Annotated in this window: 21 protein-coding genes; 14 read left to right on the forward strand and 7 right to left on the reverse strand. The window is 72.0% G+C overall.

Features of this window, described 5'->3' with window-relative positions; all coding sequences use genetic code 11:
• Positions 1–61: 61 nt before the first annotated feature.
• A complete protein-coding gene (locus AB0B35_RS33385) occupies positions 62–1,060 on the reverse strand; it encodes a YihY/virulence factor BrkB family protein (RefSeq protein ID WP_360535290.1) in 999 nt (332 codons plus the stop codon).
• A 255-nt stretch (positions 1,061–1,315) separates the two neighbouring features.
• On the opposite strand from AB0B35_RS33385, the gene AB0B35_RS33390 reads away from it, so the two are divergent.
• The 3 genes from AB0B35_RS33390 (at position 1,316) to AB0B35_RS33400 (ending at position 4,556) form a co-directional block, all read left to right on the forward strand.
• Complete coding sequence (locus AB0B35_RS33390) at positions 1,316–3,718, forward strand: MMPL family transporter (protein WP_361053224.1); 2,403 nt, start codon at positions 1,316–1,318, stop codon at positions 3,716–3,718.
• Positions 3,719–3,788: 70 nt separating this feature from the next.
• On the forward strand, positions 3,789–4,151 hold the full coding sequence (locus tag AB0B35_RS33395) for a hypothetical protein (protein WP_361053227.1): 363 nt from the start codon (positions 3,789–3,791) through the stop codon (positions 4,149–4,151).
• 6 nt (positions 4,152–4,157) lie between these two features.
• On the forward strand, positions 4,158–4,556 hold the full coding sequence (locus AB0B35_RS33400; RefSeq protein ID WP_360535296.1) for a DUF948 domain-containing protein: 399 nt from the start codon (positions 4,158–4,160) through the stop codon (positions 4,554–4,556).
• Between the two features lie 64 nt (positions 4,557–4,620).
• Here AB0B35_RS33400 and AB0B35_RS33405 read toward each other — a convergent pair whose 3' ends face one another.
• The gene (locus AB0B35_RS33405; RefSeq protein WP_360535298.1) at positions 4,621–5,136 is read right to left on the reverse strand and encodes a MarR family winged helix-turn-helix transcriptional regulator; all 516 of its coding nucleotides are present in this window, start codon (positions 5,134–5,136) and stop codon (positions 4,621–4,623) included.
• Between the two features lie 88 nt (positions 5,137–5,224).
• Here AB0B35_RS33405 and AB0B35_RS33410 point away from each other — a divergent pair, with 88 nt between their 5' ends.
• The 4 genes from AB0B35_RS33410 to AB0B35_RS33425 are packed head-to-tail and all read left to right on the forward strand — an operon-like array spanning position 5,225 to position 8,902.
• Positions 5,225–6,274, forward strand: coding sequence for an LLM class flavin-dependent oxidoreductase (locus AB0B35_RS33410; RefSeq protein WP_361053230.1), 1,050 nt, complete (start codon positions 5,225–5,227; stop codon positions 6,272–6,274).
• On the forward strand, positions 6,267–7,295 hold the full coding sequence (locus AB0B35_RS33415; protein WP_360535302.1) for an LLM class flavin-dependent oxidoreductase: 1,029 nt from the start codon (positions 6,267–6,269) through the stop codon (positions 7,293–7,295). The genes AB0B35_RS33410 and AB0B35_RS33415 overlap by 8 nt, the downstream gene beginning before the upstream one ends.
• Before the next feature lie 28 nt (positions 7,296–7,323).
• On the forward strand, positions 7,324–8,046 hold the full coding sequence (locus tag AB0B35_RS33420) for an NAD(P)-binding domain-containing protein (protein WP_361053233.1): 723 nt from the start codon (positions 7,324–7,326) through the stop codon (positions 8,044–8,046).
• A gap of 43 nt (positions 8,047–8,089) precedes the next feature.
• Positions 8,090–8,902: a hypothetical protein gene (locus AB0B35_RS33425; RefSeq protein ID WP_361053236.1), complete on the forward strand. Its 813-nt coding sequence runs from the start codon at positions 8,090–8,092 to the stop codon at positions 8,900–8,902.
• Here the strand turns inward: AB0B35_RS33425 and AB0B35_RS33430 are convergent.
• The 3 genes from AB0B35_RS33430 to AB0B35_RS33440 all read right to left on the reverse strand — a co-directional run bounded on the left by AB0B35_RS33430 (position 8,856) and on the right by AB0B35_RS33440 (position 12,067).
• Positions 8,856–10,109 carry an MFS transporter gene (locus AB0B35_RS33430; RefSeq protein ID WP_361053239.1) on the reverse strand — a complete coding sequence of 418 codons (1,254 nt, stop codon included), beginning with the start codon at positions 10,107–10,109 and terminating at the stop codon, positions 8,856–8,858. The two genes, AB0B35_RS33425 and AB0B35_RS33430, sit on opposite strands and share 47 nt — an antisense overlap.
• Positions 10,097–11,491 (reverse strand): FAD-dependent oxidoreductase, encoded by a 1,395-nt coding sequence (locus AB0B35_RS33435; protein ID WP_361053242.1) that lies wholly within the window; start codon positions 11,489–11,491, stop codon positions 10,097–10,099. The genes AB0B35_RS33430 and AB0B35_RS33435 overlap by 13 nt, the downstream gene beginning before the upstream one ends.
• 228 nt (positions 11,492–11,719) lie before the next feature.
• Positions 11,720–12,067 carry a metalloregulator ArsR/SmtB family transcription factor gene (locus AB0B35_RS33440; RefSeq protein WP_361053244.1) on the reverse strand — a complete coding sequence of 116 codons (348 nt, stop codon included), beginning with the start codon at positions 12,065–12,067 and terminating at the stop codon, positions 11,720–11,722.
• Positions 12,068–12,157: 90 nt separating this feature from the next.
• Here AB0B35_RS33440 and AB0B35_RS33445 point away from each other — a divergent pair, with 90 nt between their 5' ends.
• The 5 genes from AB0B35_RS33445 to AB0B35_RS33465 all read left to right on the forward strand — a co-directional run bounded on the left by AB0B35_RS33445 (position 12,158) and on the right by AB0B35_RS33465 (position 15,555).
• On the forward strand, positions 12,158–12,511 hold the full coding sequence (locus tag AB0B35_RS33445; RefSeq protein ID WP_361053247.1) for a metalloregulator ArsR/SmtB family transcription factor: 354 nt from the start codon (positions 12,158–12,160) through the stop codon (positions 12,509–12,511).
• A gap of 91 nt (positions 12,512–12,602) precedes the next feature.
• Entirely contained in the window at positions 12,603–12,920 is a 318-nt protein-coding gene (locus tag AB0B35_RS33450; protein ID WP_360535316.1) for a metalloregulator ArsR/SmtB family transcription factor, read from the forward strand.
• A complete protein-coding gene (locus AB0B35_RS33455) occupies positions 12,920–13,669 on the forward strand; it encodes an MIP/aquaporin family protein (protein ID WP_361053250.1) in 750 nt (249 codons plus the stop codon). Before AB0B35_RS33450 ends, AB0B35_RS33455 begins: the two co-directional genes overlap by 1 nt.
• Positions 13,666–14,079 carry an arsenate reductase ArsC gene (locus tag AB0B35_RS33460; RefSeq protein WP_361053252.1) on the forward strand — a complete coding sequence of 138 codons (414 nt, stop codon included), beginning with the start codon at positions 13,666–13,668 and terminating at the stop codon, positions 14,077–14,079. Before AB0B35_RS33455 ends, AB0B35_RS33460 begins: the two co-directional genes overlap by 4 nt.
• Positions 14,080–14,223: 144 nt before the next feature.
• Positions 14,224–15,555, forward strand: coding sequence for a YibE/F family protein (locus AB0B35_RS33465; RefSeq protein WP_361053254.1), 1,332 nt, complete (start codon positions 14,224–14,226; stop codon positions 15,553–15,555).
• 139 nt (positions 15,556–15,694) lie between these two features.
• Here the strand turns inward: AB0B35_RS33465 and AB0B35_RS33470 are convergent, their stop codons facing one another.
• Positions 15,695–16,192: a winged helix-turn-helix domain-containing protein gene (locus AB0B35_RS33470; protein ID WP_361053256.1), complete on the reverse strand. Its 498-nt coding sequence runs from the start codon at positions 16,190–16,192 to the stop codon at positions 15,695–15,697.
• A gap of 365 nt (positions 16,193–16,557) precedes the next feature.
• Here AB0B35_RS33470 and AB0B35_RS33475 point away from each other — a divergent pair, with 365 nt between their 5' ends.
• Positions 16,558–20,907 carry a S8 family serine peptidase gene (locus AB0B35_RS33475; RefSeq protein WP_361053259.1) on the forward strand — a complete coding sequence of 1,450 codons (4,350 nt, stop codon included), beginning with the start codon at positions 16,558–16,560 and terminating at the stop codon, positions 20,905–20,907.
• Positions 20,908–20,981: 74 nt separating this feature from the next.
• Here AB0B35_RS33475 and AB0B35_RS33480 read toward each other — a convergent pair whose 3' ends face one another.
• A complete protein-coding gene (locus AB0B35_RS33480; protein ID WP_361053262.1) occupies positions 20,982–21,494 on the reverse strand; it encodes a winged helix-turn-helix domain-containing protein in 513 nt (170 codons plus the stop codon).
• Positions 21,495–21,812: 318 nt separating this feature from the next.
• On the opposite strand from AB0B35_RS33480, the gene AB0B35_RS33485 reads away from it, so the two are divergent.
• Positions 21,813–24,104 carry a UvrD-helicase domain-containing protein gene (locus AB0B35_RS33485; RefSeq protein ID WP_361053265.1) on the forward strand — a complete coding sequence of 764 codons (2,292 nt, stop codon included), beginning with the start codon at positions 21,813–21,815 and terminating at the stop codon, positions 24,102–24,104.
• Positions 24,105–24,306 lie beyond the last annotated feature (202 nt).

Consider the following 24,306-nt stretch of genomic DNA (forward strand, 5'->3'; position numbering starts at 1 on the left):
GCCGCGACCGGGCTCCGGGCGTGTTCGCCGAACCGGTCGCGGCCGCGAGGGCGTGCGCTGGTCAGAGGTGCTGTTTGTCGTCGCGGTCGATCGCCGAGCTGTCCCGTACCTGCAGGTAGGGCTCGCTGTCGGCGGGGTGGCCTGCGGCGATGGCGCGCTGGCGTTCGAGTTCGGCGTCGAGTTCGGCTCCGAACAGGATCGCCAGATTCGAGATCCACAGCCAGACCAGGAACACGATGATGCCGCCGAGGCTGCCGTAGGTCTCGGCGTACGAGCCGAAGTGGGTCACGTAGAAGCCGAAGCCCACCGACGCGGCGATCCACAGCACGACGGCGACCAGGCCGCCGGGGCTGATCCACCGGAAGCCGCCCTGCCGCGCGTTGGGCGACGCCCAGTACAGGATCGCGAACAGCAGCGCGATGAGCGCGACCAGCAGCGGCCACTTGCCGATCTGCCAGGCCGTCACCATCGGCCCGGACAGGCCGAGCACCCGGCCGAGAGCCTCGGCCAGCCGCCCGCTCACCACGACTATGAGCACGCTCGCGACCAGCAGCACCCCCGTCGCCAGGGTCACCGCGAGCCGGATCGGCAGCCGCTTCCACAGCGGCCGGCCCTCGGGCACGTCGTAGATCGCGTTGGACGCCTGCATGAACGCGTCCACGTAACCCGATGCCGACCACATGGCCACCACCAGGCCGATGATCGCGGCCACCCCCGCCTTGCTGTCGTCGGCCTGCACGTTGTCCAGCGCGGCGGTGAAGACCTCGCGCACCGCGGTCGGCATGATCGGTGTGACGTCGTCGAGCACGTCGTCGACCAGCCGGTCGTCGAACAGGCCGACGGCCGCGGCCAGCACCAGGATGCCGGGGAACAGCGACAGCACCCCGTAGTAGGTCAGGGCGGCGGCCCACACCTGCAGGCTGTCGGTGTCGAACTCCTTGGCGGTCCGGCGCAGCACCTGCCACCAGGCCCGCAGGCTGAGCTGGGTGGGACTGCGCGGGCCGGCGTCCGGCGGTGGCGCGGGCACGGCGTTCGCCGGGTGGGGATCTTCGGAGGTCATGCCCCTGCCATACCGCCGCCGGCGCCGCCGCTAACGCGCCCGCGGCGCGCCCGACGCGGGTGTGGGCGGCTCGGGTCGTCGTCGTTTGCCGCGCGGTCGGCCGGGTACCCGACTCACGAAATCCCACCCTGCCGAACCGCCCCGCGGCAACGGCCCCCACCGGGCTGCGCGTGGCGGCTCGACAGGTGTCGCCACAGGAGGAAACGCCATGCGGATGAGGCAGTCGGACCCGGTCGTCGCCGAGCGGGTGCACCCGTGAGCGGGGCGGCGTCGCCGTCGGGCGAGGACATGCCGGTGCGCAGCCGCTGGCGGCCGAGCCGGCTGCTGGAGTACTACGCGATCTCGGTGGTGTGGCTGCGGTGGGTCGTGGTGGCGCTGTGGATCGCCGCCGTGGCGGCGTCGGTGCTGTACCTGCCCGCCATCGGTCACGGCGGCAGCGATCTGGGGCAGCTCGTGGCCACCGACAACGCCGCCGTGCGCAGCGAGGTCCGCTCCTTCGAGAAGTTCGGGTTCCCACTACTGAGCCGGGTCTCCGTGGTGCAGCGCAACCCCGACGGCCTGCCGCTGGCGGTCCAGGCCGAAGCCGTCGCCCGCGCCCGCGCCGTGACCCAGGGCGAATACCCCGACGCCGCGCCCATCCTCGGCGCGGTGCCGGTGACCAACACGCTGCAGCTGATGCCGGGCTCGCAGGAGAACGGCACCACCGTCATCACCATGCTGTTCACCGCGCCCGACGTCAGCTTCGCCGGCCAGCTGGCCGCCGCCGAGAAGTTCGTCGCCGCCCACTACGACGCCGACGACGCCGTCGTCGGGATCACCGGCTCGGTCCCGGCCCGGGTGGAGCAGGGTGACCTCGTCCTGTCGACGCTGCCCTGGCTGGAGGCCGTCACCGTCGCCGCGGTGTTCATCATCGTCGCGATCGCGTTCCGGTCGCTGATCGCGCCGCTGCTGGCGCTGGGCGTGGCCGGGGTCGCGATCCTGCTGACCCTGCACGTCGGCGGCGCGCTCGCCGACCGGCTGGGCGTGCCCGTGCCGCAGGAGACCCAGCCGCTGCTGGTGGCGCTGCTGCTCGGCGTGGTCACCGACTACGTCGTGTTCTACCTGGCCGCGGCGCGCACCCAGCTCGCCGCTGGCGCGCATCGGCTGGAGGCGGCCGAGACCGCGACCGCCCGGTTCACCCCGATCATCGCCACCGCCGGGGCGACCGCCGCGGCCGGTACCGGTGCGCTGGTGGTGGCCGGTTCGGCGGCGTTCCGGGCGTTCGGGCCGGGCATGGCGCTGGCGGTGCTGATCGGCATGCTGGTGTCGGTCACCCTGGTGCCCGCGCTGCTGGCCATCCTGGGCCGGGCGGTGCTGTGGTCGCCGCGCCGCGGCCGGGCCGCCGCGCCGAGCACCCCGGAGCCCGAGGTCGGCAGCGGACGCTGGTCGCGGTTGCTGACCCGTCCCTGGGTCGCCGCGCCGGTGCTGCTGCTGTGCGTCGCAGGGCTGGTCACGGCCGCGCTTCCGGTACGCGACCTCGCGCTCGGGGTGTCGTTCGTGGAGGCGCTGCCCGCCGACCATCCGACCCGCCAGGCTGCCGCACAGGCGCAGCAGGGCTTCGCCGAGGGCATCCTGTCGCCGACCGAGGTGCTCCTGGAAGGCCAGGGGGTGGGCTCCCGGACCAAGGAGCTCGCCGGCCTGCAGGACGCGCTGCGCGAGGTACCCGGGGTCGCCGCCGTGCTCGGCCCCGCCGACGACGCGATCCCGCAGGATCTGCACGTGTTCCGCACGGCCGACGGCACCGCGGCGCGTTTCCTGGTGGTCCTGGCCGACGAGCCCCTGGGCGCCCGCGCCGTGCAGACCCTGTCCCGGCTGCAGCAGGACCTGCCCGGCCTGGTGCGGGCCGCCGGGCTGACCGACGTGCGGACGAGCCTCGGCGGCGACACCGCCATCGCGCAGCTCATCGTCGACCAGACCAAGCAGGACCTGGGCCGGATCGCGCTCGCGGCGCTCGCGGCCAACCTGCTGTTCCTGGTGCTGTTCCTGCGCGCGCTGGTGGCTCCCATCGGCCTGCTCGCCTGCAGCGTGCTGGCCATCGGGGCCACGCTCGGCTTGACCACCTGGCTGTTCCAGGACGTGCTGCACGCCGACGGCCTGACCTTCTACGTCCCGTTCGCCGCCGCGGTGCTGCTGGTCGCGCTGGGTTCGGACTACAACATCTTCGGCATCGGCCCCGCCTGGAAGGAGGCCCGGGGACGTCCCCTGCGCGAGGCGCTCGCGATCACGCTGCCGCAGTCGGCGCACGCGATCCGCATCGCCGCGTTCACCCTGGCGGTCAGCTTCGGCCTGCTCGCCATGGTGCCGCTGCGCCCGTTCCGGGAACTCGCGTTCGCGCTGGCGATCGGCATCCTCATCGACGCGTTCATCGTCCGGTCGATCCTCGCCCCGGCGCTGCTGACCGTGCTCGGATCGGCCAGCGAATGGCCGGGTCGGCGGCTGTTCGGCCGCCTCTCGCAGCCGCACGGGCGGCCTTCCGAGCCGGTCCCGGGCGATGCGCCGGCCACGACCGAGCCGGTGGCGGGCGATGCGCCGGCCACGACCGAGCCGGTGGCGGACGACGCGCCGGTCAGGACCGAGCCGGTGGCGCGTGACGCGTCGGCCAAGGCCGCGGCCGATTGATCGCTGTGGCATACGCCGCGGGCGAGCGGGTATCGGCCTGCCAACACCACACACCACTTGGGGAGATGACATGCCAAGCAAGGACGACGCCATCGCCGGCGCGCAGGACGCGCTGAACACGGCCGGGGCGGTCGTGGTCGAAAAGGCGGCCGAGGCCAAGCAGGCCGCGATCGACACCGGTCACGCCCTGGCCGCGGGCGCGGGCGAGCTCAAGGCCAACGTCGCCCACACCGCCGTGGTGGCCAAGGACGCGGCCGCCGAGGCCCTCACCGCGGTCAACGACCGCCTGCCGCACACCGCCGACGAGTGGGAGGCCGCAGGGCGGAGCCTGCTGGACAACATCCGCCGCAACCCCACCCCGTGGGCGACCGGTGCGGCGGTGTTCCTCGTGGGCTGGCTGCTGGGTCGCAGTTCGGCCGGGTCGAAGAAGTAACCGCCGATGTCAGGTACGGAGATCGCGGCGCTGGTCGCCTCGGGAGCCTTCGCGATGCTGGTGCTGGTGCTCGCCGTGCCGATCCTGCGGCTGCGGCGCACCGTCGACGCGACCACCGACATGATCCGTGAGGTGACCGCCAAGACCGGCCCGCTGCTGGAGAACGTCAACAACACCGTCGGCGAGGTGAACACCACCGTCGGGCAGGTGCAGACCACGCTGGACGGCATCAACGTCCAGCTCGTCCGGGTCGACGCGGTCACCGGGCCGCTGTCGTCGGCGGCGGCGAACATCGCCAAGGTCGCCGACGCCATCACCGGCGCGTCGACGACGCCGGTCGGCAAGGCCGCCACGCTGGCCTTCGGTATCCGCCGCGCGCTTGCCGCGCGCAACCACCGGCAGTGACGTGCAGCCGGTGACGTGAACGGCCGGGCCCGGCACTCGGGCCCGGCCACGTCTCGTTCGCGGGTCAGCCGGTCTGCGAGGGCGTGCCCCGCCGCCTGCCCGATTCTTCGAGATGGGCTCGCAGCGTGGCGGCGAGGTCGCCGGCCGCGACGATCTGATCACGGCTGAGCGCGTCCACGAACAGCTCGCGTACTGCGGTCAGGTGCGGCACCGTCGACTGCCGGAACGACCGCAGGCCGGTGGCCGTCAGCACGATCTCCGCGCCCCGGCTGTCGGCGGCGCACTCCTCCCGGCGGATCAGGTCGCGCCGCTCCATCCGGCCCAGGTGGTGGGAGAGGCGGCTGCGTTCCCAGTCGATGTGCGCCGCCAGTTCGGAGGAGCGCATGCGGTGCCCCTCGGCCTCGCTGAGGGCGAGCAGGACCGCGTAGTCGCCCGACGACAGCGACGACTCGCTCTGCAGCCGCGCGGTGAGCGCGGACCGCAGGACCTCCGCGGTCTCGATGAAGTCGCGCCAGATCCGCAGCTCCTCGGTGGTCGGCAGCCGGCGTGCCCGGCGTGGCCGAGGTGTGTCCTGGGTCATCCCACCTCCAATTGACATGTCAATCATACCGGGGCTACTAATTGACATGTCAATCAGCCGTGCGCGGCGCGGTGCGGAGGGGGAGACCATGACGACCGAACGCTTCGAACTGGGCCTCAACTCGTTCGGAGAGGTGGCCACCGACGGCGACCGGGTGCTGAGCGACGCGGAGACCCTGCGGCTCATCGTCGAGGAGGCGCAGCTCGCCGACGCGGTCGGGCTCGACGTGTTCAGTGTCGGCGAGCACTACCGGGAGGGCTTCACCGACTCGGCGACGCCGGTGCTGCTGGCCGCGATCGCGCGGGCCACCGAGCGGATCCGGCTCGGCACCTCGGTCACCGTGCTGAGCACGAATGACCCCGTCCGGCTGTACCACGAGTTCTCGACGCTGGACGCGGTGTCCGGCGGCCGCGCCCAGCTCGTGCTCGGCCGCGCCTCGGCGACCGAGTCGTTCCCGCTGTTCGGCTACGAACTGGCCGACTACGAGCGCCTGTTCGAGGAGAAGCTCGACCTGTTCATGCGGCTTCAGCGCGAGGACACGGTCACCTGGTCGGGCACCGTGCGCACCCCGCTGACCGGGCAGCGGCTGCACCCGCGGATGCCCGAGGGCGGCATCCCCACCTGGATCGGCGTCGGCGGCAGCCCGAACTCGGTGCTGCGCGCCGCTCGCTACGGGCTGCCGCTCATGATGGCGATCATCGGCGGCCGGCCGCAGCGCTTCGCCGGCAACGTCGAGCTGTACCTGCGCGCGCTGGAGCAGTTCGGGCACGCCCCGCTGCCCATCGCGCAGCACTCGCTCGGCCTGGTCGCCGACACCGACGAAGAGGCCGTGGAGACCTGGTGGCGCTACTGGCAGCCGGTCGTCACCGACCTCGCCCGCGAGCGCGGCTTCTACGCCCCGACGCGCCAGCGCTACGAAGCCGAACTCGACGGCGGCGCCCTGTTCGTCGGCTCCCCCGAGACCGTCGCCCGCAAGATCGCGACGATGGCACGTGACCTGCGGCTCAGCCGCTTCGACCTCAAGTACGACATCATGCGCCTGCCCCGAGCGGCCCGCGCCCGCAGCATCGAGCTGTTCGGCCGCGAGGTCGCCCCGCGGGTGCGCGAACTGCTCGCGAAGGAGCCCACCCATGTCTGATCTCGTGTTCGGCCTCGACACCTTCGGCGACGTGCCGGACGACGACACCGGCCACCCCGTCTCCTACGCCGCCGCGATCCGGCAGGTCGTCGACGAGGCCGTGATCGCCGACGACCTCGGCGTCGACGCCCTGGCCGTCGGGGAGCACCACCGGCCGGAGTACTCGGTCTCGACGCCGGAGACCGTGCTGGCCGGGATCGCGACCCGCACCAAGCGCATCCGCCTCGGCTCCGGCGTCACCGTGCTCAGCTCCGACGACCCGGTAAGGGTGTTCCAGCGCTTCGCCACGGTCGACGCGCTGTCGCACGGGCGCGCCGAGGTCATCCTCGGCCGTGGCTCCTTCACCGAGTCGTTCCCGCTGTTCGGCTACGACCTGGCCGACTACGAGGTGCTTTTCGAGGAGAAGATCGACCTGTTCGTGAAGCTGCTCGACGAGCAGCCGGTGACCTGGAGCGGCACGGTCCGCGCCCCGCTGCGGGGCGCCGACGTGTTCCCGAAGACCGAGTCCGGGCGATTGAGCACCTGGGTCGGTGTCGGCGGCTCGCCGCAGTCGGTGGTGCGCACCGCCCGCTACGGGCTGCCGCTCATGCTCGCGATCATCGGCGGGCAGCCCGGCCGCTTCGCGCCCTACATCGAGTTGTATCGCCGCGCCGCCGAGCAGCTCGGCACGACCGCGCTGCCGGTCGGCATGCACTCGCCGGGCTTCGTCGCCGACACCGACGAGCAGGCCAAGGAGATCTTCTGGCCGCACTACCGGGTCATCCGGGACCGGATCGGCGCGCTGCGCGGCTGGCCGCCGATCCGCCGCGCCGAGTTCGACGCCGAGGTCGAGCACGGATCGCTGTACATCGGCTCGCCCGACACCGTCGCGCGCAAGATCGCCAACACGGTCCGCACGCTCGGTGTCGGCCGGTTCGACCTCATCTACACGGCCGGCGCGCAACCGGTGAGCGCCCGACTGCGCGCCGTCGAGCTGTACGGCGCGAAGGTGATCCCGATGGTCCGCGACCTGCTCGCCTGATTCCCGCATCGACCCTGAAGGGCACGACATGAACGACACCGCTCAGGACGGTCCCCGGACCCTCGGCATCCTCGGCGCGGGCAAGCTGGGCACCGTCCTCGGGCGGCTCGCCGTGGCCGCCGGATACCGGGTGCTCATCGCCGGTTCCGGCGACCCGGCCAAGATCGCGCTCACCGTCGAGGTACTCGTCCCCGGCGCGGTCGCCACCACCGCCCGCGACGCCGCGGCCCGCGCCGACATCGTCGTGCTGGCACTTCCGCTCGGCAAGTACCGCGGCGTCGACCCGGACCCGCTGCGCGGCAAGCTCGTCGTCGACGCCATGAACTACTGGTGGGAGGTCGACGGCATCCGGGAGGACCTCACCGACCCGCGCACGTCCTCCAGCGAGACCGTGCAGGCCCACCTGGCCGGGGCCCGCGTCGTGAAGGCGTTCAACCACGTCGGCTACCACGACATCGAGGACCAGGCCCGTCCCGCCGGGCAGGCCGGTCGCACCGCCGTCGCGATCGCCGGAGACGGCCCCGCCGATGTCGCCGCGGTCGCCGCGCTGGTCGACGCGCTCGGCTTCGACCCGGTGGTGGCCGGCCCGCTGGCCGAGGGCATCCGTTTCGAACCGGGCACCGAACTCTTCGGCGCGGACGTCGACGCCGCCGAGGTGCGGGCCCGCCTCGACCGCTTCCCGGATTCGGCACGCGGCCGCGCCGTCGCCCGGGCACGGGGGCAGCTGCTCCGCACCGAACAGGGGTTCTGAAACCGGGCAGCCGGGGCGGTGCCGAGGCGGCTAGGGTCACCCGGTGCTGCCGCAAGAACATCTGATCGCCCGCGTTCGGGAACTCTGCCAGGCCGATGAACACCTCGTCGCCGCGCTCACGTACGGCTCGTTCGCCCAAGGCGAGGCCGACGCGCACAGCGATGTCGAGTTCTGGCTGTTCTTCGGCGCGAACCACGCCCGAGCGCTCGACCACCGCGCCTGGCTCGACCGGGTCGGCCCCGTTCGTCACGTGGTGGTGAACGAGTTCGGCTCGCACGTCGTGTTCTTTCCGAACCTGATCCGCGGCGAGTTCCACTTCGCGACGGCCGACGACATCGCCTCCGTCGCCGGGTGGCCGGCTCGCAGCGCGCCTGTCGACCGCATGATCGTGCTCGACCGCACCGGCGCGCTGCGGCAGGCCCTGGACGCGCTGCCCGCCCGTCCACACCTGCCGACCAGCACGAAAGAGGTCGACGAGCTGTGCGGACGCTTCGCCAACTGGCTCGTCCTGGCCCACCACGTGGCGCAGCGCGGCGAGCTGCTGCGCGCCGTCGACGCCCTGTCGCATGCCCAGCGCCACCTGCTCTGGATGGCGCGCCTGACCGAGGGCAGGACCGGACACTGGCTGACGCCGTCCCGCCGGGCGGAGGCCGATCTCGGCACGGAGCTGGTCGAACCGCTCCGCCGGACCGTGACCGCAGCCGAAGCCGGTGCCGTCGGTGAGGCCATCGCCACCGCATGGGCCTGCGGCCGCCGGTTCTGGGTCGCGCTCGCCGAGCGTCACGGCGGTGAGGTTCCCCGGGAGCTGTTCACCGATCTTGACGCGGTGATCCTGCCGGAGTCGCGGCCAGCGTGAGGCAGGTGGCCGCGACGGCACATGCGGCGCTGACCACGGCCAGGACCGGGGTGTATGTGCCGACGGCGAGGTACAGGCCGGCGGCGGCCAGCGGCGCGCCCGCCTTGGCGACGGTGGTCGGCACGGTCAGGGCGGCGGCGATGGTCGCATAGCCGGTGGTGCCGTACCGCTGCGCCAGCAGCGCGGGGCGGGCGATGGTGCCGACGCCGAAACCGGTGCCGAACAGCACGACGCAGCAGACCGCGCCGGGACGGGTGTGGCCGAGCACGGGCAGCGCGGCGGCGGCCGCCGCCTGGATGCCGAACACGGCCGCCGTCACGGCGGCCGTGGAGCGGCGGCGGGTCAGGCCCGTGGTGACGATCCGCCCGGTGACGGACATGACCCCGAGCAGCCCGGCGACGGCAGCGGCGAAAGCGGCAGGGTGGCCGAGGCCGATCAGGTAGCTGATCAGGTGTACGGACACGACGGAGACGGCGCTGCCGTGCACGACGAACGCGGCGGTCAGCAGCCAGAACCCGCGGTGGCGCAGCGCGTCGCGGACCGCGGCCCGCCGCGCCGCGTGGTCGACCGCCGCTGCGGCCGGATGCCCACGGGGTCGTGCCGGGACGGCCAGGAAGTGCAGCGGGACGGCGATCACGGCGTAGGCCAGCGCGAGGACCACCAGCGCGGTCCGCCAGCCGTGGTGCTCCTGCAGCGCGGCGGCCGTGGGCAGGAAGACCGTGCTGGCGAATCCGGCCACCACGGTGATCGTCAGCAGTGCGCCCGCCCGCTGCGCCGCGGTGCTCGTGGCGACGACGACCGCGAACGCCGCCTCGTAGAGGACCATCGCCGAGGCGACGCCCAGCACCGTGAACACCGCGTACAGCTGTCTGACGTCGGTGACCCGCGACCAGGCGAGGACCGCGCCGGTGCCGAGGACCGACCCGAAGGTCATCAGGCCGCGGCCGCCGTGGTGGTCCAGCCACCGTCCGATCGGGACGGCGGCCGCCGCGGTGGCGAGCACGCTGACGGTCAGCGCGCCGGTGACCGCCGCCGTGGTGGTGTGCAGGTCGGCGGCCATGGGCACGAGGAAGACGCTGAACACGTAGTACAGCACGCCGTACCCGATGGTCTGGGTGACGGCGAGCGCGGCCACGACCGGTCGCAGGCGACGTGGGCCGCCGGCCTCCGTGGTGGAGGCCGGCGTGGGGAACGTCAGCCGCAGCATCCGCCGGTCTCGGTCTCGCCCGGGGCGGCCTGGACCACCGGCAGGGTCAGCAGCCCACCGGCGACACCGGTGGCCAGGCCGCGGGGCGCGGCGGCTGGTTCGGGAGTGCCGCAGCACGCGGCGGCGTCGTCGTCGGCGCTGAGTGCCGCCGACGAGGAGCAGACCCCGGTCTCGGGCAGTTCCAGCCGTACGTCACGGGCGGCGTCCCAGTCCCCGGCCAGGGCGGCGACCACCGAGCGGACCTGCTCGTAGCCGGTGGCCATGAGGAAGGTGGGCGCGCGGCCGTAGGACTTCGCGCCGACGGCGTAGTAGCCGGTCTCGGGCTGGGCGAGCTCGTCGACCCCGTGCGGCGGGACGGTGCCGCAGGAGTGCTGGTTCGGGTCGATCAACGGGGCCAGGGCGCGGGTCGAGCCGAGGACCGGGTCGAGGTCCAGGCGCAGCTCCGAGGCGATCGTGTGGTCGGGCCGGAAGCCGGTGGCCGACACGATCCGGTCCGCGGTGACGCTCGCGCCGCCGCGGGAGGTCACGGTCACCGAGCCGCCGTCGACTGACACGGCCCGCACCGAGAACCCGGCGTGCAGGGTGATCGCGCCGGATTCGACCAGTGCCCGCACCCGGGTGCCGAGCGCCCCGCGGGCGGGCAGGGCGTCGGCGTCGCCCCCGCCGTACGTGCGGGTGGCCGCGCCGGTGCGGACGGCCCAGCTCACCGTGGTGCCCGGTGCCTCGGTGGCGAGTTGCGCCAGGGCGAGCAGCGTGTTGGCGGCGGAGTGGCCCGCGCCGACGACGAGGGTGTGCCGTCCGGCGAAGCGGTCGCGATCCGCGCCGAGCACGTCGGGCAGGGCGCTGTCGACGTACGCCGCGGCCTCGGGCTCGCCGTGCGCGGGCAGGCCGGAGCCGCCGAGCACGTTGGGGGTGGGCCAGGTGCCGGAGGCGTCGATCACCGCTCGGGCGGTGAGCTCCTCGCCGGTGGCGAGGCGGATCAGGAACGGGGTGTCCGCGCGCCCGGTGGTGCGGACCCGGTCGAGCCCGTCGCGGCTGATCGCGACCACCTTCGCGCCGTAGCGGACCCGGCCCGCGAGCGCGGGCAGCTTGGTCAGCGGCTCCAGGTAGTCGGTGACGATCTGCGCGCCCAGCGGCAGCTCGGCCAGGTCTGGCGTGATCCAGCCGTCGGCCTCCAGCAGGCGGCGGGCCGCGTGGTCGAGGTTGAACCGCCACGGGCTGAACACCCGTACGTGCCCCCAGCTCGCCATGGCCGCGGCAGGACCGTCACCGGCCTCCAGGACGAGAAAGTCCAGGCCGCGCTCGGCCAGGTGCGCGGCGGCGGCGAGGCCGACCGGGCCCGCGCCCACCACCACGATCGGGAGGCTGTCCTGTGTGCTCATCGTCGTTCTCCTCTGAATCAGTTCGGATCTGCGCTGCAGGGCGGGGGTCACAAGCGGATGCCGGTGGCGGTGAAGTGCTGGTAGCCGCGCGTGCGGGCGGCTTCGGCTCGGCAGGCGGCGACTCCTTGTTTCGAAGTTTCTCTAAGCGATGTGTTTAGAGTGCCGTCTACTTAGAGATCTGTCAACTCAGCACCGCGTCGGCGTCGCGGTCGGTCATGGGCCGGATGGTCAGCACGGTGTCTCTCCCGGTGCGGCGACCGGTCGGCCCATGACCACATCGGCGGCGGTGGGAAAGCACTCCAGGCAGTTCTCGTTGATTCGGTACAGGTTCGCGTTGCCCGACGCCTCGACCAGCACGAAGCGCACTTCGGCCAGGATCTTCAGGTGCTGGGAGATCGTCGACTGGGCCAGTCCCACCGCGGCGGTGATCTGCCCGACGCTCATCGGCTCGCGCCGGCGGGCGAGCAGTTCTGCGATCTGCACCCGGGTCGGATCGGCAAGAGCTCGAAACCAGGACGCATACCGCTGGGCGACCTCGCGGTCGAGCAGGTTCTCCACCGCATCCTCCAACATCATCGTACATCGCCGATGAACGATGATAAGCTGAGGGAGCGAGTTGCGACAACTTGCGTTGCCGTCTGCTTCGAAAGCTGTCAACCTAGGGGAATGTCGAAGCAGTTGACGGTTCTTGAGTCGGAGGTGTGCTGCGCACCCCTGGCCGCTGCCACCGTTCCCGCCGAGGCGGCCGCGGACCTCGCGGCCGCGTTCAAGGCCCTCGGTGACCCGGTGCGTCTGCAGTTGCTGTCGATGATCGCTTCCGCCGACGGGGGAGAGGCCTGCGTCTGCGATCTGACCCCCGCGTTCGACCTGACGGGACCCACGATCTCGCACCACCTGAAGGTGCTCCGGGAGGCCGGTCTGGTCGAGTCCGACCGCCGCGGCACCTGGGTCTGGTACCGGGCGAACCGCTCGCGCATGGCCGCCCTGTCCGCCGTACTGGACATCGCTACCACCGCCTGAACCGGGCGCGGATCGGGTGAACAGCCCGCGTCATCCAATGTTCATGATCGCGAAGTTGCGGCCCTGACCGGCAGGGCTGTTTGATTACCGCGTGGTGATATCAGTTTCCGGTGATGCCCCGGCGGAGGTGGTGCGGCTGCTGTCCGACCCGGCCCGAGCTGCCATCGTCGACGCCCTCGCCGCAGGCCCCGCCTGCACCTGCCATCTCGTCGAGGACCTCGGCCTGTCGCAGCCGAACGTGTCCAATCACCTGCGCGCACTGCGCCACGCGGGTGTGGTCAAGGCCGAACCGTACGGCCGCTACACCTACTACCACCTCAACGCCGACGCTCTCGACGCCGCCGCGGCACACCTCTCCGAACTGGCCGAGCGGGCGCGGGCCACCTCCGACAACCGCAGGGAGTGCTGATGCCCGCCACCCTGCCCCGCCGCCTGCTCGGCGAACTGCTCGGCACCATGCTGCTGGTCACCACGGTCGTCGGCTCCGGCATCATGGCCACCCGGCTGTCACCGGAGGACACCGGCCTGCAGTTGCTGGAGAACTCCACAGCGACCGTGTTCGCGCTCGCCGTGCTGATCCTGATCCTCGGCCCGGTGTCCGGCGCGCACTTCAACCCCGTGGTGACCGTCGCCGCGTGGTGGTCTGACCGCCATGACCCGGCGGGTCTTTCCGCACGGGACATCGCGCCCTACATCGCGGCCCAGACGCTGGGCGCGATCGCGGGATCGGTCCTCGCGAACGCGATGTTCGGGGTCGCGCAGGGCCTGTCGGCGACCGTGCGCGACAAGCCGCAGCTCTGGCTGGGCGAGGTCGTTGCGACGGCCGGCCTGGTGCTGCTCATTTTCGCGCTCGTCCGTACAGGCCGCGCGGCGCTGGCGGCGCCTGCGGTCGGGGCGTACATCGGTGCGGCGTACTGGTTCACCAGTTCCACCAGCTTCGCCAATCCCGCCGTCACCGTCGGCCGCGCGTTCACCGACACCTTCGCCGGGATCACACCCTTTTCCGTGCCCGGGTACATCGCCGCGCAGGTCCTCGGCGCCCTGATCGGCGTCGGCCTGGTCGCCGCGCTGTTCCCGGCGGTGCGGGCCACCCGCGACGACATCGACGTCCGAGCGGGACGACCTGTCGAACAAGTGACCGTAGGAGAGAAGCGATGACCGACACCAAGCCGAGCGTGCTGTTCGTGTGCGTGCACAACGCCGGCCGCTCCCAGATGGCCGCCGGATGGCTGCGCCACCTCGCCGGTGACGCCGTCGAGGTCCGCTCCGCGGGCTCCGCGCCGGCGGATCAGATCAACCCCGTCGCCGTGGAGGCGATGCGCGAGGTCGGCATCGACATCACCGGCCAGACCCCGAAGATCCTCACCCCGGAGGCGTCCGAGGCGTCCAGCGTGGTCATCACGATGGGCTGCGGTGACGTGTGCCCGTACTTCCCGGGCCAGCGCCACGAGGACTGGAAGCTCGACGACCCTGCCGGGCAGGGCATCGAGGCGGTACGCCCGATCCGCGACGAGATCCGGGACCGGGTCCAGGTCCTGCTCGACGACCTGATGGCCGCCGAACGCTGAAGCGCTCCGGGGCCGCGACGGCCCGGCGCGGCTCACGGTGGGGACGGTCGGAGCAGCGACTACACTTCGCCGGACGCTGCCAGCGACGCCACCGCGCCACCGACCCCGGGTGCCGTGGCGTCGACCACCGCCGAGGAGCATCCGGTGAGCCGAGCCCACGACCACGACACCGCCGACGGCCACGCCGGGCACGCGCACTCCCACGCCCCGGTCCCGGTCTCCCGGCGGGCCACCCGGCTGACCCTGGCCGCGCTGATCCCCGCCGCCGTGCTCACCCTGGTCGGGCTGTTCCTGCTGTGGCCCGGCGACCTCAAGACCGAGCCGTGGACCGGGGCCGTCAACCACGACGGCGTCGTGGCGTCCGTACGGATCATCGACTGTGCCGACGCCGCCGAGCCGCCCGTGCAGACCCCCGAGCAGAAAGCGCCGCCGGTATGCGGTGACGTCGTGGTGCGGCTCGCCGACGGCAAGGTGGTCACCACCGCGATCCCGTCGGGACCGGGCGCGCCCGAGGTCGAGGCCGGCGACAAGGTCGTGGTGATGGAGACCGAGTCGTTCGAGCAGGACGGCGTCATCAAGTACGACATCGCCGACCACGACCGCACCGACGGGCTGTGGGCGCTGGTGCTGGCGTTCGTCGGCGCGGTGATCGCGTTCGGCCGCTGGCGCGGCGTGTCGGCGCTGGCCGGGCTGGCGTTCACCTTCGCCGTGCTGCTGATGTTCGTGGTCCCCGCCATCCTGCAGGGCAGCTCGCCGCTGCTGGTCGCGATCGTCGGCTCGTCGTTGATCATGTTGGTGGTGCTCTACCTGACCCACGGCTTCAACGCGCCCACGTCGATGGCCGTGCTGGGCACGTTGACCGCCCTGGCGCTGACCGGCGGCCTGTCGGCGCTGTCCGTGTCGCTGCTGCACCTGACCGGCATGGCCAGCGAGGAGTCGCTGTACGTCACGTTCGTCAACGCCGACATCAACATGCCGGGCCTGCTGCTGGCGGGCATCCTCATCGGCGCGCTCGGCGTGCTCGACGACGTCACCGTCACGCAGGCCTACACGGTCGCCGAACTCGCCAACGCCAATCCGAACCTGGGCTTCGGCGGCCTGTACCGGGCGGCGTCGCGGGTCGGGCGCGCGCACATCACCTCGGTGATCAACACCATCGTGCTGGCGTACGCCGGCGCGTCGTTGCCGACGCTGCTGCTGCTCACCGCGGGCGGCGCGCCGCTGGGGGAGATGCTGACCAACGAGTTCCTGGCGCAGGAGATCGTGCGCTCGGTGGTCGGCACGATCGGGTTGATCTCCGCGGTGCCGATCACGACGGCGCTGGCGGCCCTCGTCAGCAGCCGCGGCGACGGCAAGCTCGCGACGCCGCGCCGCACCCGGCCACGTCAGGCCGACGCGCTGGAGCAGGCCTGGGGCCTGCCGCCGGAGGCGGACGCGTTCCGGCACCCGGCACCGGCCCGGCACGACCACGGCTGACCTGCGATCGGCGGGGTTCGGGCGCTACCGCTGCGAGGCGGTGCCGCAGCGTGTCGGCATTCGGACGTGTCGATGGCAGCGCCGGTGGTGGCGTATGCGGTCCCCGCGCTGCCGAACAGGTGCCTGTTTCGGGCAGGAATCAGGCACGCCCGATCTGTGGCTGCCGGCGGTCGGTCAGCCGCAGGCCGACGCCCCGCACCGCGTCGATCGTGGCGCCGGTGCCGAGCCGGCGCAGCTTGTGGCGGACCCGCTTGACCACGGACTGGACGTCGGCCTTGCCTTCGAGGGCCTCGTCGCGCCATACCATGCGGTGCAGTTCGGCGTAGCTCCAGATCCGGACGGGCTCGCTGGTCAGGCAGGTCAGCAGGTCGAGTTCCAGCCGGGTCAGGTCGACCTCGCGGCTGCGGCAGCGCGCCGTGGACCTCGCCGAGTCGATGACCAGGGAGCTGTCGCCTATGGCGGGGGCCGTCTCGGCCCGCGGCTGGGGAGCCGCGATCAGCCGGCGCAGCTCGTCGAGGTCGGCCACCAGCAGCAGCGGGGCGATGCCGTCCAGGCGTTCGGCGAGCCGGATCCGCTCGGCGGCCGATGGAGCGACCGCTATCAGCAAGGGGAACGGCTCGGTGTCCGGATCGGACACCTGCGATGCGCTTTTCTGGTCCTCGATCACGGCTACCGCCCGAATGTGGTGAACATGCTGACCAGCTCTCGTCGGGGTCCTGACAGTGATTGGCAAATTCACCGCCAACCTGGCAACCGCTAGCGACAAGTTGCTCACGTCAAGTTATTGATCGTCCTTTCTGCTCGATCATAGTGTCCAAACGGGCAACCGGCGTGACCCGCGCGGTGTATGGGGGTGTCACTGAGGGAGTCGTCGGCTCGGCTCCATCGAACCGGGACGCCCCCGCACCCTCACTTTGGCTCGTTTCAATCGGGGTCGTTCTGAGGGAGGCAGCACCGATGTTCAGACGTCCACAATGGAGAACCAGTGCCACCAGATCGCTGGTGAGCGCCGGAGCGGCAGTTCTGCTCGCCGCGACCGGACTGGTCGGCACCGGCTCGACCGCACAGGCGGCGCAGGCCGCAGCCGACAAGATCCGGCCCGAGCTGGCCAGACAGCTCGCGGCCAAGAGTGAGGGAGACTTCTGGATCCGGTTCACCGACCGGGCCGACCTCAGCAAGGCCAAGGCCGTCAAGGAATGGGCAGAACGCGGCACCGCGGTCGCCCAGGCCCTGCGCAAGACCGCCGCCGAGAGTCAGAAGAAGGTCCGCGCCGACCTCGACGCCGCGGGCGTGAAATACCAGACGTTCTGGGCGACCAACGCCATCAAGGTGAGCAGCGGCTCCCTGGCCATGGCGCAGAAGTACGCCGCCCACGCCGAGGTCGAGGGCCTCTACGCCCCGGTCGTCTACCAGGTGCCCGAGACCACCAAGGGCACCGACGAGCAGACCGTGAACGCCCTGGAGTGGGGCATCGCGAACATCAACGCCGACGACGTCTGGGCGCAGTACGGTGTCAAGGGCGAGGGCATCACCATCGCCAACATCGACACCGGGGTCCAGTTCGACCACCCGGCGCTGGTCGCCTCCTACCGGGGCAACAACGGCGACGGCACGTTCGACCACGACTACAACTGGTTCAACGCGGCCGGCACCTGTGACACGCCGTGCGACGACGACGGCCACGGCACGCACACCATGGGCACCATGGCGGGAGCCGACGGCGCGAACCAGATCGGCGTGGCGCCGGGCGTGAAGTGGATCGCCGCGAACGGCTGCTGCCCCAGCGACGCCGCGCTGATCACCTCCGGCGAGTGGATGCTGGAGCCGACCGACCTCGACGGCCAGAACCCCGACGCGAGCAAGCGGCCCAACATCATCAACAACTCGTGGGGCACCGAGCTGCCGTCCAACGACCCGTTCATGGAGGACGTGACGCTGGCCTGGGCCGCCTCGGGCATCTTCGGCACCTGGTCCAACGGCAACAACGGCTCCGGCTGCCAGACCAGCGGCTCGCCGGGCAGCCTGGTCAGCAACTACTCGACCGGCGCGTACGACGTGAACAACAACATCGCCGGCTTCTCCTCCCGCGGCGCGGGGCAGAACGGCGAGATCAAGCCGAACATCTCCGCCCCCGGCGTGAACGTGCGGTCCAGCGTGCCGGGCGACGGATACGCCAGCATCAGCGGCACCTCGATGGCCGCCCCGCACCTCGCGGGCGCGATCGCGCTGCTGTGGTCGGCGGCCCCGGCGCTGGTCGGTGACATCGACGCGACCCGCGCGCTGCTCAACGGCGCGGCGATCGACAAGGCCGACGCCCAGTGCGGCGGCACCACCGCCGACAACAACGTCTACGGCGAGGGTCGCCTGGACGCGCTGGTGCTGCTCAACTCCGCGCCGATCGGCGACACCGGCACGCTGGCCGGCACCGTCACCGACGCCACCACCGGCAGCCCGCTGGCGGGCGCGACGGTGACCATCACCGGCTCGGTCGACCGCGAGGTGACCACCGGGGCCGACGGCAGGTTCTCCACCCTGCTGCCGGTCGGCGACTACCAGGTCGCCGTGGCACTGTTCGGGTACACCGCGGCGACGCGCACTGCCACCGTCACCGACGGCGCGACCACCACGGTCGACGTCGCGCTGAGCCCTGTCCCCAGCGTCGACGTCACCGGCTCGGTCACCGACGGCTCCGGGCACGGCTGGCCGCTGTACGCGAAGGTCACCGTGGAAGGCCCGTCGGGCGTCTACGACCACACCACGCCGGTCAACGGGCGCTACGCCCTGCGGCTGCCGGCCGGGGCGACGTACAGCCTGAAGGTCGAGCCGCAGTACCCGGGCTACCAGACGGTGACCAAGCAGGTCGTCGTCGGCACAGGCAACGTCGTGGCGAACGTCGCCGTGCCGGTGAAGGCCGACAGCTGCACCGCCGCGCCCGGCTACGCCTACGGCTCCGACGGCGAGTACGAGACCTTCGACGGCACGACCGTGCCGCCGGGCTGGTCCGTGGTCGACAACAAGGGCAACGGCCAGGTCTGGAAGTTCACCGACGACGGCAACCGGGGCAACCTCACCGGCGGCACCGGCGGCTTCGCGATCATCGACAGCGACGACTACGGGCTCGGCGGCGCGCAGGACAGCTCGCTGGTCAGCCCGGTGGTCAACCTGACCGCGGTCACCGCCCCGGTCATCCGGTTCAACCAGGACTTCAACCAGCTCGGCTCCGACCGGGCCGACGTCGACCTCAGCCTCGACGGCGGCGCGACCTGGACGAACCTGCTGCGCCAGGCCGCCGACTTCCGCGGTCCGCGGACCACCGAGATCCCGATCCCGCAGGCCGCGGGCCAGTCGCAGGTCCAGGTGCGTTTCCACTACTACGACGCCTCGTACGAGTGGTGGTGGTCGGTCGACAACGTGCTGATCGGCAGCCAGGTCACCTGCGCCCCGGTCCCCGGCGGGCTGGTGCTCGGGCACGTGCGCGACAAGAACGACAACTCCTACATCAACGGCGCGACGGTCACCAGCGACGACAAGCCGGCCGAGAAGGCCACCACCGTGGCGACCCCGGACGACCCGGAACTGCCCGACGGCTTCTACTGGATGTACTCCTCGCTGACCGGCGCGCACAAGTTCACCGCGCGGGCCGGCAACTACGTCAGCCTGAGCAAGTCGGTCACCGTGCAGACCGATTGGGCGACCGCGGCGAACTTCGTGCTGGCGGCGGGCAAGCTCACGGTCAATCCGGCCGCGGTGAACGCGACCGTGCAGATGCCGACCGGCAAGGCGAGCAAGACGTTCACGGTGACCAACACCGGCGGCGCGCCGGTGCAGGTCGAGTTCAGTGAGCGCGAGGGCGGCTTCGAACTGCTGCGGGCCGACGGCTCGCGGCTGACCAGGCAGGAGGTCCTCGGCAGTGCCGGCGCGCCGGAGCAGCGGCTCAACACGCCGACGTCGTTCGCGGCGAAGGCGGCGGCCGGCAAGTCGGCCAATGCGGCTTCGCCCGCGGTAGGCCCGCAGGCCGAGCCGTGGACCGACATCGCCGACTACCCGGCCAACGTGATGGACAACCGGGTCGTCAGCCTCGACGGCAAGGTGTACTCCATCGCGGGCGGCGACGGCACGGACTCCTCGACGAAGAACTTCGTCTACGACCCCGTCGCGCAGACCTGGACGGCGATCGCCGACCTGCCCGGGGCCCGCAACGCGATGACCGTGGGCGTCATCGGTGGGAAGATCATCGCCACCGGCGGCTGGGGCGACTCCGGTCCCGACGGCAGCACCTGGTCGTACGACCCGGCGGCCAACACCTGGACGGAGAAGGCCGACAACCCCGCGCCGCGCGCCGCGGCCGGGCAGGCGGTCGTCGACGGCAAGCTCTACGCCATCGGCGGCTGCACCACCGCCAGCTGCACCCCGATGTCGAACGACGTGGTCCGCTACGACCCCGCCACGAACACCTGGGCGGCGGTCGCCGACTACCCGAAGTCGGTGGCGTTCGCCTCCTGCGGCGGGATCGACGGCACGGTCTACTGCACCGGCGGCAACGACGGGAGCGCCGCGCAGAAGGCCGGCTACGCCTACGACCCGGGCGCGGACACGTGGACGGCGATCGCCGACGCGCCGACCGACAACTGGGCCAGCTCGTTCGCCGTCGCGAGCGGCAAGCTGCTCGTCGTCGGCGGCTCGCTGGGCGGGGCCATCAGCAACGCCGGTTTCGCGTACGACCCGGCCACCAACTCGTGGTCGAACCTGCCCAACGCCAACACCGCCCGGTACCGCGGCGGCGCGGCGTGCGGCTTCTACAAGATCGGCGGATCGTCGGGCAACTTCAGCGCGATGCCGGACAGCGAGGTGCTGCCGGGTCTGGAGGGCTGCGCCGAAGCGGCCGCCGACGTCAGCTGGCTGACGATCGACAAGGCCGCCGTCACGCTGGCGCCGGGGGCGAAGGTCACCGTCACCGTCGGCATGTCGGCCAACGTGGACCAGCCGGGCACGTACACCGCCTCGGTCGGGATCAAGGAGAACACGCCGTACACGGTGGCTCCGGTGGCCGTCACGATGAATGTGACGCCGCCGAAGACCTGGGGCAAGCTGCTGGGCACCGTCACCGGGACCAGTTGCCAGGGCGTGGGCGCACCGATCGTCGGCGCGGTGGTCCAGGTCGACTCGTGGGCGAACTCGTGGACGTTCGCGACCGACGCCCAGGGCAAGTACGCCTACTGGATGGACCGCCGCAACAACCCGCTGCAGCTGATCGTCGCCAAGGACGGCTGGAAGCCCCAGACCCGTCAGACGAGGATCAACACCAGCACACCCACGGTGGAGGACTTCGCACTGTCTCCCATCCGGTGTTGACGGCTGACCGCTAGCTGATCCGGCTCGCCTGGTCCTCCGACCGGGCGGGCCGGATCATTGTCCGGGGCGGGTGGTCAGACCGGGGCGAGCCGGAAGCCGACGCCGCGTACCGCGTGGACGGTGACCGCCGCGTTCAGCCGGGCGAGTTTGCGGCGCAGCCGCCGCACCACCGAGTGCATGTCGGAGCCGCGGCCCAGGTGCTTGTTGCCCCACACCTCCAGGTGCAGCCGCTCGTAGGTCCAGACCTGACCGGGGACGTCGGCCAGGCAGAGCAGGAAGTCGTGCTCCAGGCGGGTGAGGGCGACCTCCCGGTCGTGCCAGCGCAGCACCCGCCGGTCGGAGTCGACGGCCAGGTCGGAAGGAGGTGGCAGCGGACGTTCGGGAACCCGGGCGGTCGCAGCCGGGAGCGGGGGAGTGGCCGGGGCGGTGGGCGGCGTTCCGGCGACGCCCAGGAATTCCCGGGCCTGCTCGACGCTCGACACGATCAGCAGGGCGGCGCTGCCGCCGAGCAGGCGGGCCAGGTGGCAGCGCTCGGCCGGCGAGGACGCGATGCCGATGACCAGGGAGGCGGCCGGGATTCCCCGCATCTCCCGACACCTCCGGTTGCCTATGGTCTGGACGGTTTCCGCAGAGCCGACCGATAGATCCGCAATCGGCGCACTGACCCTAACCGACGAACGGCCTCGATGGGGATAAATATCTGCCGGTACGAGTATCGTGGCATGCTCCGCCGCGCTCGCCGGAAACAGCGACGGGAGGTGAACCAAGCCCTCGCTTGTCCCTCCCGCGGTTCCAGTCTAACCGGTGCCACCCCTGTGGCGAATCGGCCCGAATGACGATCTTTGTGCGCTCAGCCGCACATATGCTCGTGAACTCCACCCCAGCCGCCACTCCAGGGGAGCACTGTGCCTGACGTCAGAACGCAGGAGATCGCCGCCGAGCAGCAGCTCGTCGACCGGGTCTACGACCGGACCGAGGCCATGCGCGCCCAGGCCCGGCAACTGGTCCGCGAGGGCCACGGTCGCGCCGCCGCCGGGCCCGCGGGCGGACTCGTGGAACGCGACGCGATGGTCCACCACGCGGCGGGCAAGCTGCGGGCGCTGGACGCCGAAGCCGAAGGGCTCGTGTTCGGCCGCCTCGACTTCGACGACGGCGAGACCTACCACATCGGCCGCCTCGGTGTCCGCGACGAGGACCGAGAGCCGCTGCTCATCGACTGGCGGGCCCCTGCCGCGGCGGCCTTCTACCGGGCCACACCCGGCGAACCGCTCGGCGTCGTCCGCCGCCGCGTCATCATCAGCCGCGGCCGCGAGGTCGTCGACCTCGACGACGACCTGCTGACCCCGGACGACGCCGGAGAACTGCGAGTATTGGGCGAGGGATCGCTGCTCGCCGCCCTGCAGCGGGCCCGCGGGCCGCAGATGCGTGACATCGTCACCACCATCCAGCGCGAGCAGGACGAGGCGATCCGCGCGCCCGCCCGCGGCGTCACCCTCATCAGCGGCGGGCCCGGCACCGGCAAGACGCAGGTCGCGCTGCACCGCGCGGCGTACCTGCTCTACACCGACCGGGGCCGGTTCGCCGACGGCCGGGTCCTGGTCGTCGGGCCCTCCACCGTCTTCACCAACTACATCAGCCGGGTGCTGCCCGCGCTCGGCGAGGACAGCATCCAGCTTCGTGCCCTCGGCGAGCTGGTCGAGGGCGTCAGCGCTGTCCGCCGCGACCCCGCGCCGGTCGCCGAGATCAAGGGCAGCACCCGGCTCATGGACGCGGTGCTGGGCGAGCTGATCTGGCAGACCCCGCCGACCGCACCGGACCAGCTGAAACTGGTGTACGCGGGCCAGGTCCTGAAGCTCGGCCCCGCTGAACTGTCCGCGGTGCGCGAGCGAGTCCGCGCCGCGGCCGCCGCCACCGGGACCCTGCCCAACAGCGCCCGGCCCCTCGCCGCGAAAGCGCTGCTGGAGGCGTCGTGGACCGAGGTCGACGGCGACCACCTGGACCGGGATCTGTTCGTCGAGGACGTCGGCGACCGCCCGGAGTTCCGGGCTTTCCTCTTCGCCTGGTGGCCCCGGCTCAGCCCGCCGGACGTGCTGGCGTGGCTCGCCGACGCCGACCGAACGCGCGGCGTGCTCGGCGATGACGCGGCCGAGATCGTCGCCGCCTCCTACCGTGGCGGCGCGGACTGGTCGATCGACGACGTGCCGCTGCTCGACGAGCTGTCCGAGCTGCTCGGCGAGCCGCCGGCCGCCCCGGCGGTCCGCGTCGAACCCGCCCGGCTGCGTGAACTGACCATGGGCCCGCAGCTGGTGGACACGTTCGTGCTCAGCCTCGGCCTGCACGACGGCTGGAGCCTGTACGCCCCCGGACTGCCCACTCCGATGGCCGTCGCCGGGCAGTCGATCGACAACGACGCGATCGCCGCCGCGCAGCGCTGGGCCGCCGCGATCATCCTGCGCGAAGGTCACCAGGTCGTCAGCTGGATCGACGGGCACGACCCGTACGGCGAGGACGGCTACGTGCCCGTGCTGGCCGAGCCGCTGCCGGTGGCCGAGCCGGAGGAGGATTCGGCCACCTGGGACGACTACGCCCACGTGATCCTCGACGAGGCGCAGGACCTGTCGCCGATGGAGTGCCGGATGATCGCGCGCCGGGCCGCGTACGCGTCGATGACGATCGTCGGCGACCTCGGCCAGGCCACCCATCCGCTGGCCGCCGCGTCGTGGAAGGACCTGCTCGCCCGGCTCGACCGGCGGGAGGCGCGGATGCTCGACCTGCGCACCGGATACCGGGTGCCGCAGACCCTCGCCGACTACGCGGCGCGGATGCTCGCCCCGGGCATCGCGCCGACCCATTCGTACCGGCCCGGGGGCGAGCTGTCGGTGCGGCAGGTCGACGACCTGGCCGCCGCCGTGCGGGACGCGGCCCGCAACGCGCCGCGTGACGGCAGCGTCGCGGTCGTCGCCGCCGACCACATGATCGGGGCGCTCGGCCCGCTGGCCGACGCGGCGCACGTCGCCCTGGTCCCGGCGGGCCTGGTCAAGGGCCTCGAATACGACCACGTGATCGTCGTGGAGCCCGCCGAGATCGTGGACGCCGAACCCCGCGGACAGCAGCGGCTCTATGTCGTGCTGACCCGCGCGGTCGCCCGTCTGGAGGTCGTGCACCGGTTGCCACTGCCGCCCGATCTGGTGTGCTGAGCCGGCCCGGTCCGCGTAGGGGGTGTCGGGCCGCGCGAAGGTCGGCTCGACGGCGGCTACATCTTTTTTGATGTGCCCACATCAAAAAAGATGTAGCCGCGCACACCATCGTGTCCCGATGCTGTGCGGCGATGGCTGCGCTGGTGACGGCGCGGTCCGCCGAGGCGACGGAGGCTGTCAGTTCGCCGCCACGCCCGCCCTG

The sequence above is a fragment of the Catellatospora sp. NPDC049133 genome, assembly GCF_040648455.1.
In the GTDB taxonomy this organism is placed as follows: domain Bacteria; phylum Actinomycetota; class Actinomycetes; order Mycobacteriales; family Micromonosporaceae; genus Catellatospora; species Catellatospora aurea.

Coding starts and splice junctions, on each gene's coding strand:
- AB0B35_RS33385 (WP_360535290.1), bottom strand. CDS start 1,060: ATGACCTCCGAAGATCCCCACCCGGCGAACGCCGTGCCCGCGCCACCG.
- AB0B35_RS33395 (WP_361053227.1), top strand. CDS start 3,789: ATGCCAAGCAAGGACGACGCCATCGCCGGCGCGCAGGACGCGCTGAAC.
- AB0B35_RS33400 (WP_360535296.1), top strand. CDS start 4,158: ATGTCAGGTACGGAGATCGCGGCGCTGGTCGCCTCGGGAGCCTTCGCG.
- AB0B35_RS33405 (WP_360535298.1), bottom strand. CDS start 5,136: ATGACCCAGGACACACCTCGGCCACGCCGGGCACGCCGGCTGCCGACC.
- AB0B35_RS33410 (WP_361053230.1), top strand. CDS start 5,225: ATGACGACCGAACGCTTCGAACTGGGCCTCAACTCGTTCGGAGAGGTG.
- AB0B35_RS33415 (WP_360535302.1), top strand. CDS start 6,267: ATGTCTGATCTCGTGTTCGGCCTCGACACCTTCGGCGACGTGCCGGAC.
- AB0B35_RS33420 (WP_361053233.1), top strand. CDS start 7,324: ATGAACGACACCGCTCAGGACGGTCCCCGGACCCTCGGCATCCTCGGC.
- AB0B35_RS33430 (WP_361053239.1), bottom strand. CDS start 10,109: ATGCTGCGGCTGACGTTCCCCACGCCGGCCTCCACCACGGAGGCCGGC.
- AB0B35_RS33435 (WP_361053242.1), bottom strand. CDS start 11,491: ATGAGCACACAGGACAGCCTCCCGATCGTGGTGGTGGGCGCGGGCCCG.
- AB0B35_RS33440 (WP_361053244.1), bottom strand. CDS start 12,067: ATGATGTTGGAGGATGCGGTGGAGAACCTGCTCGACCGCGAGGTCGCC.
- AB0B35_RS33445 (WP_361053247.1), top strand. CDS start 12,158: ATGTCGAAGCAGTTGACGGTTCTTGAGTCGGAGGTGTGCTGCGCACCC.
- AB0B35_RS33455 (WP_361053250.1), top strand. CDS start 12,920: ATGCCCGCCACCCTGCCCCGCCGCCTGCTCGGCGAACTGCTCGGCACC.
- AB0B35_RS33460 (WP_361053252.1), top strand. CDS start 13,666: ATGACCGACACCAAGCCGAGCGTGCTGTTCGTGTGCGTGCACAACGCC.
- AB0B35_RS33480 (WP_361053262.1), bottom strand. CDS start 21,494: ATGCGGGGAATCCCGGCCGCCTCCCTGGTCATCGGCATCGCGTCCTCG.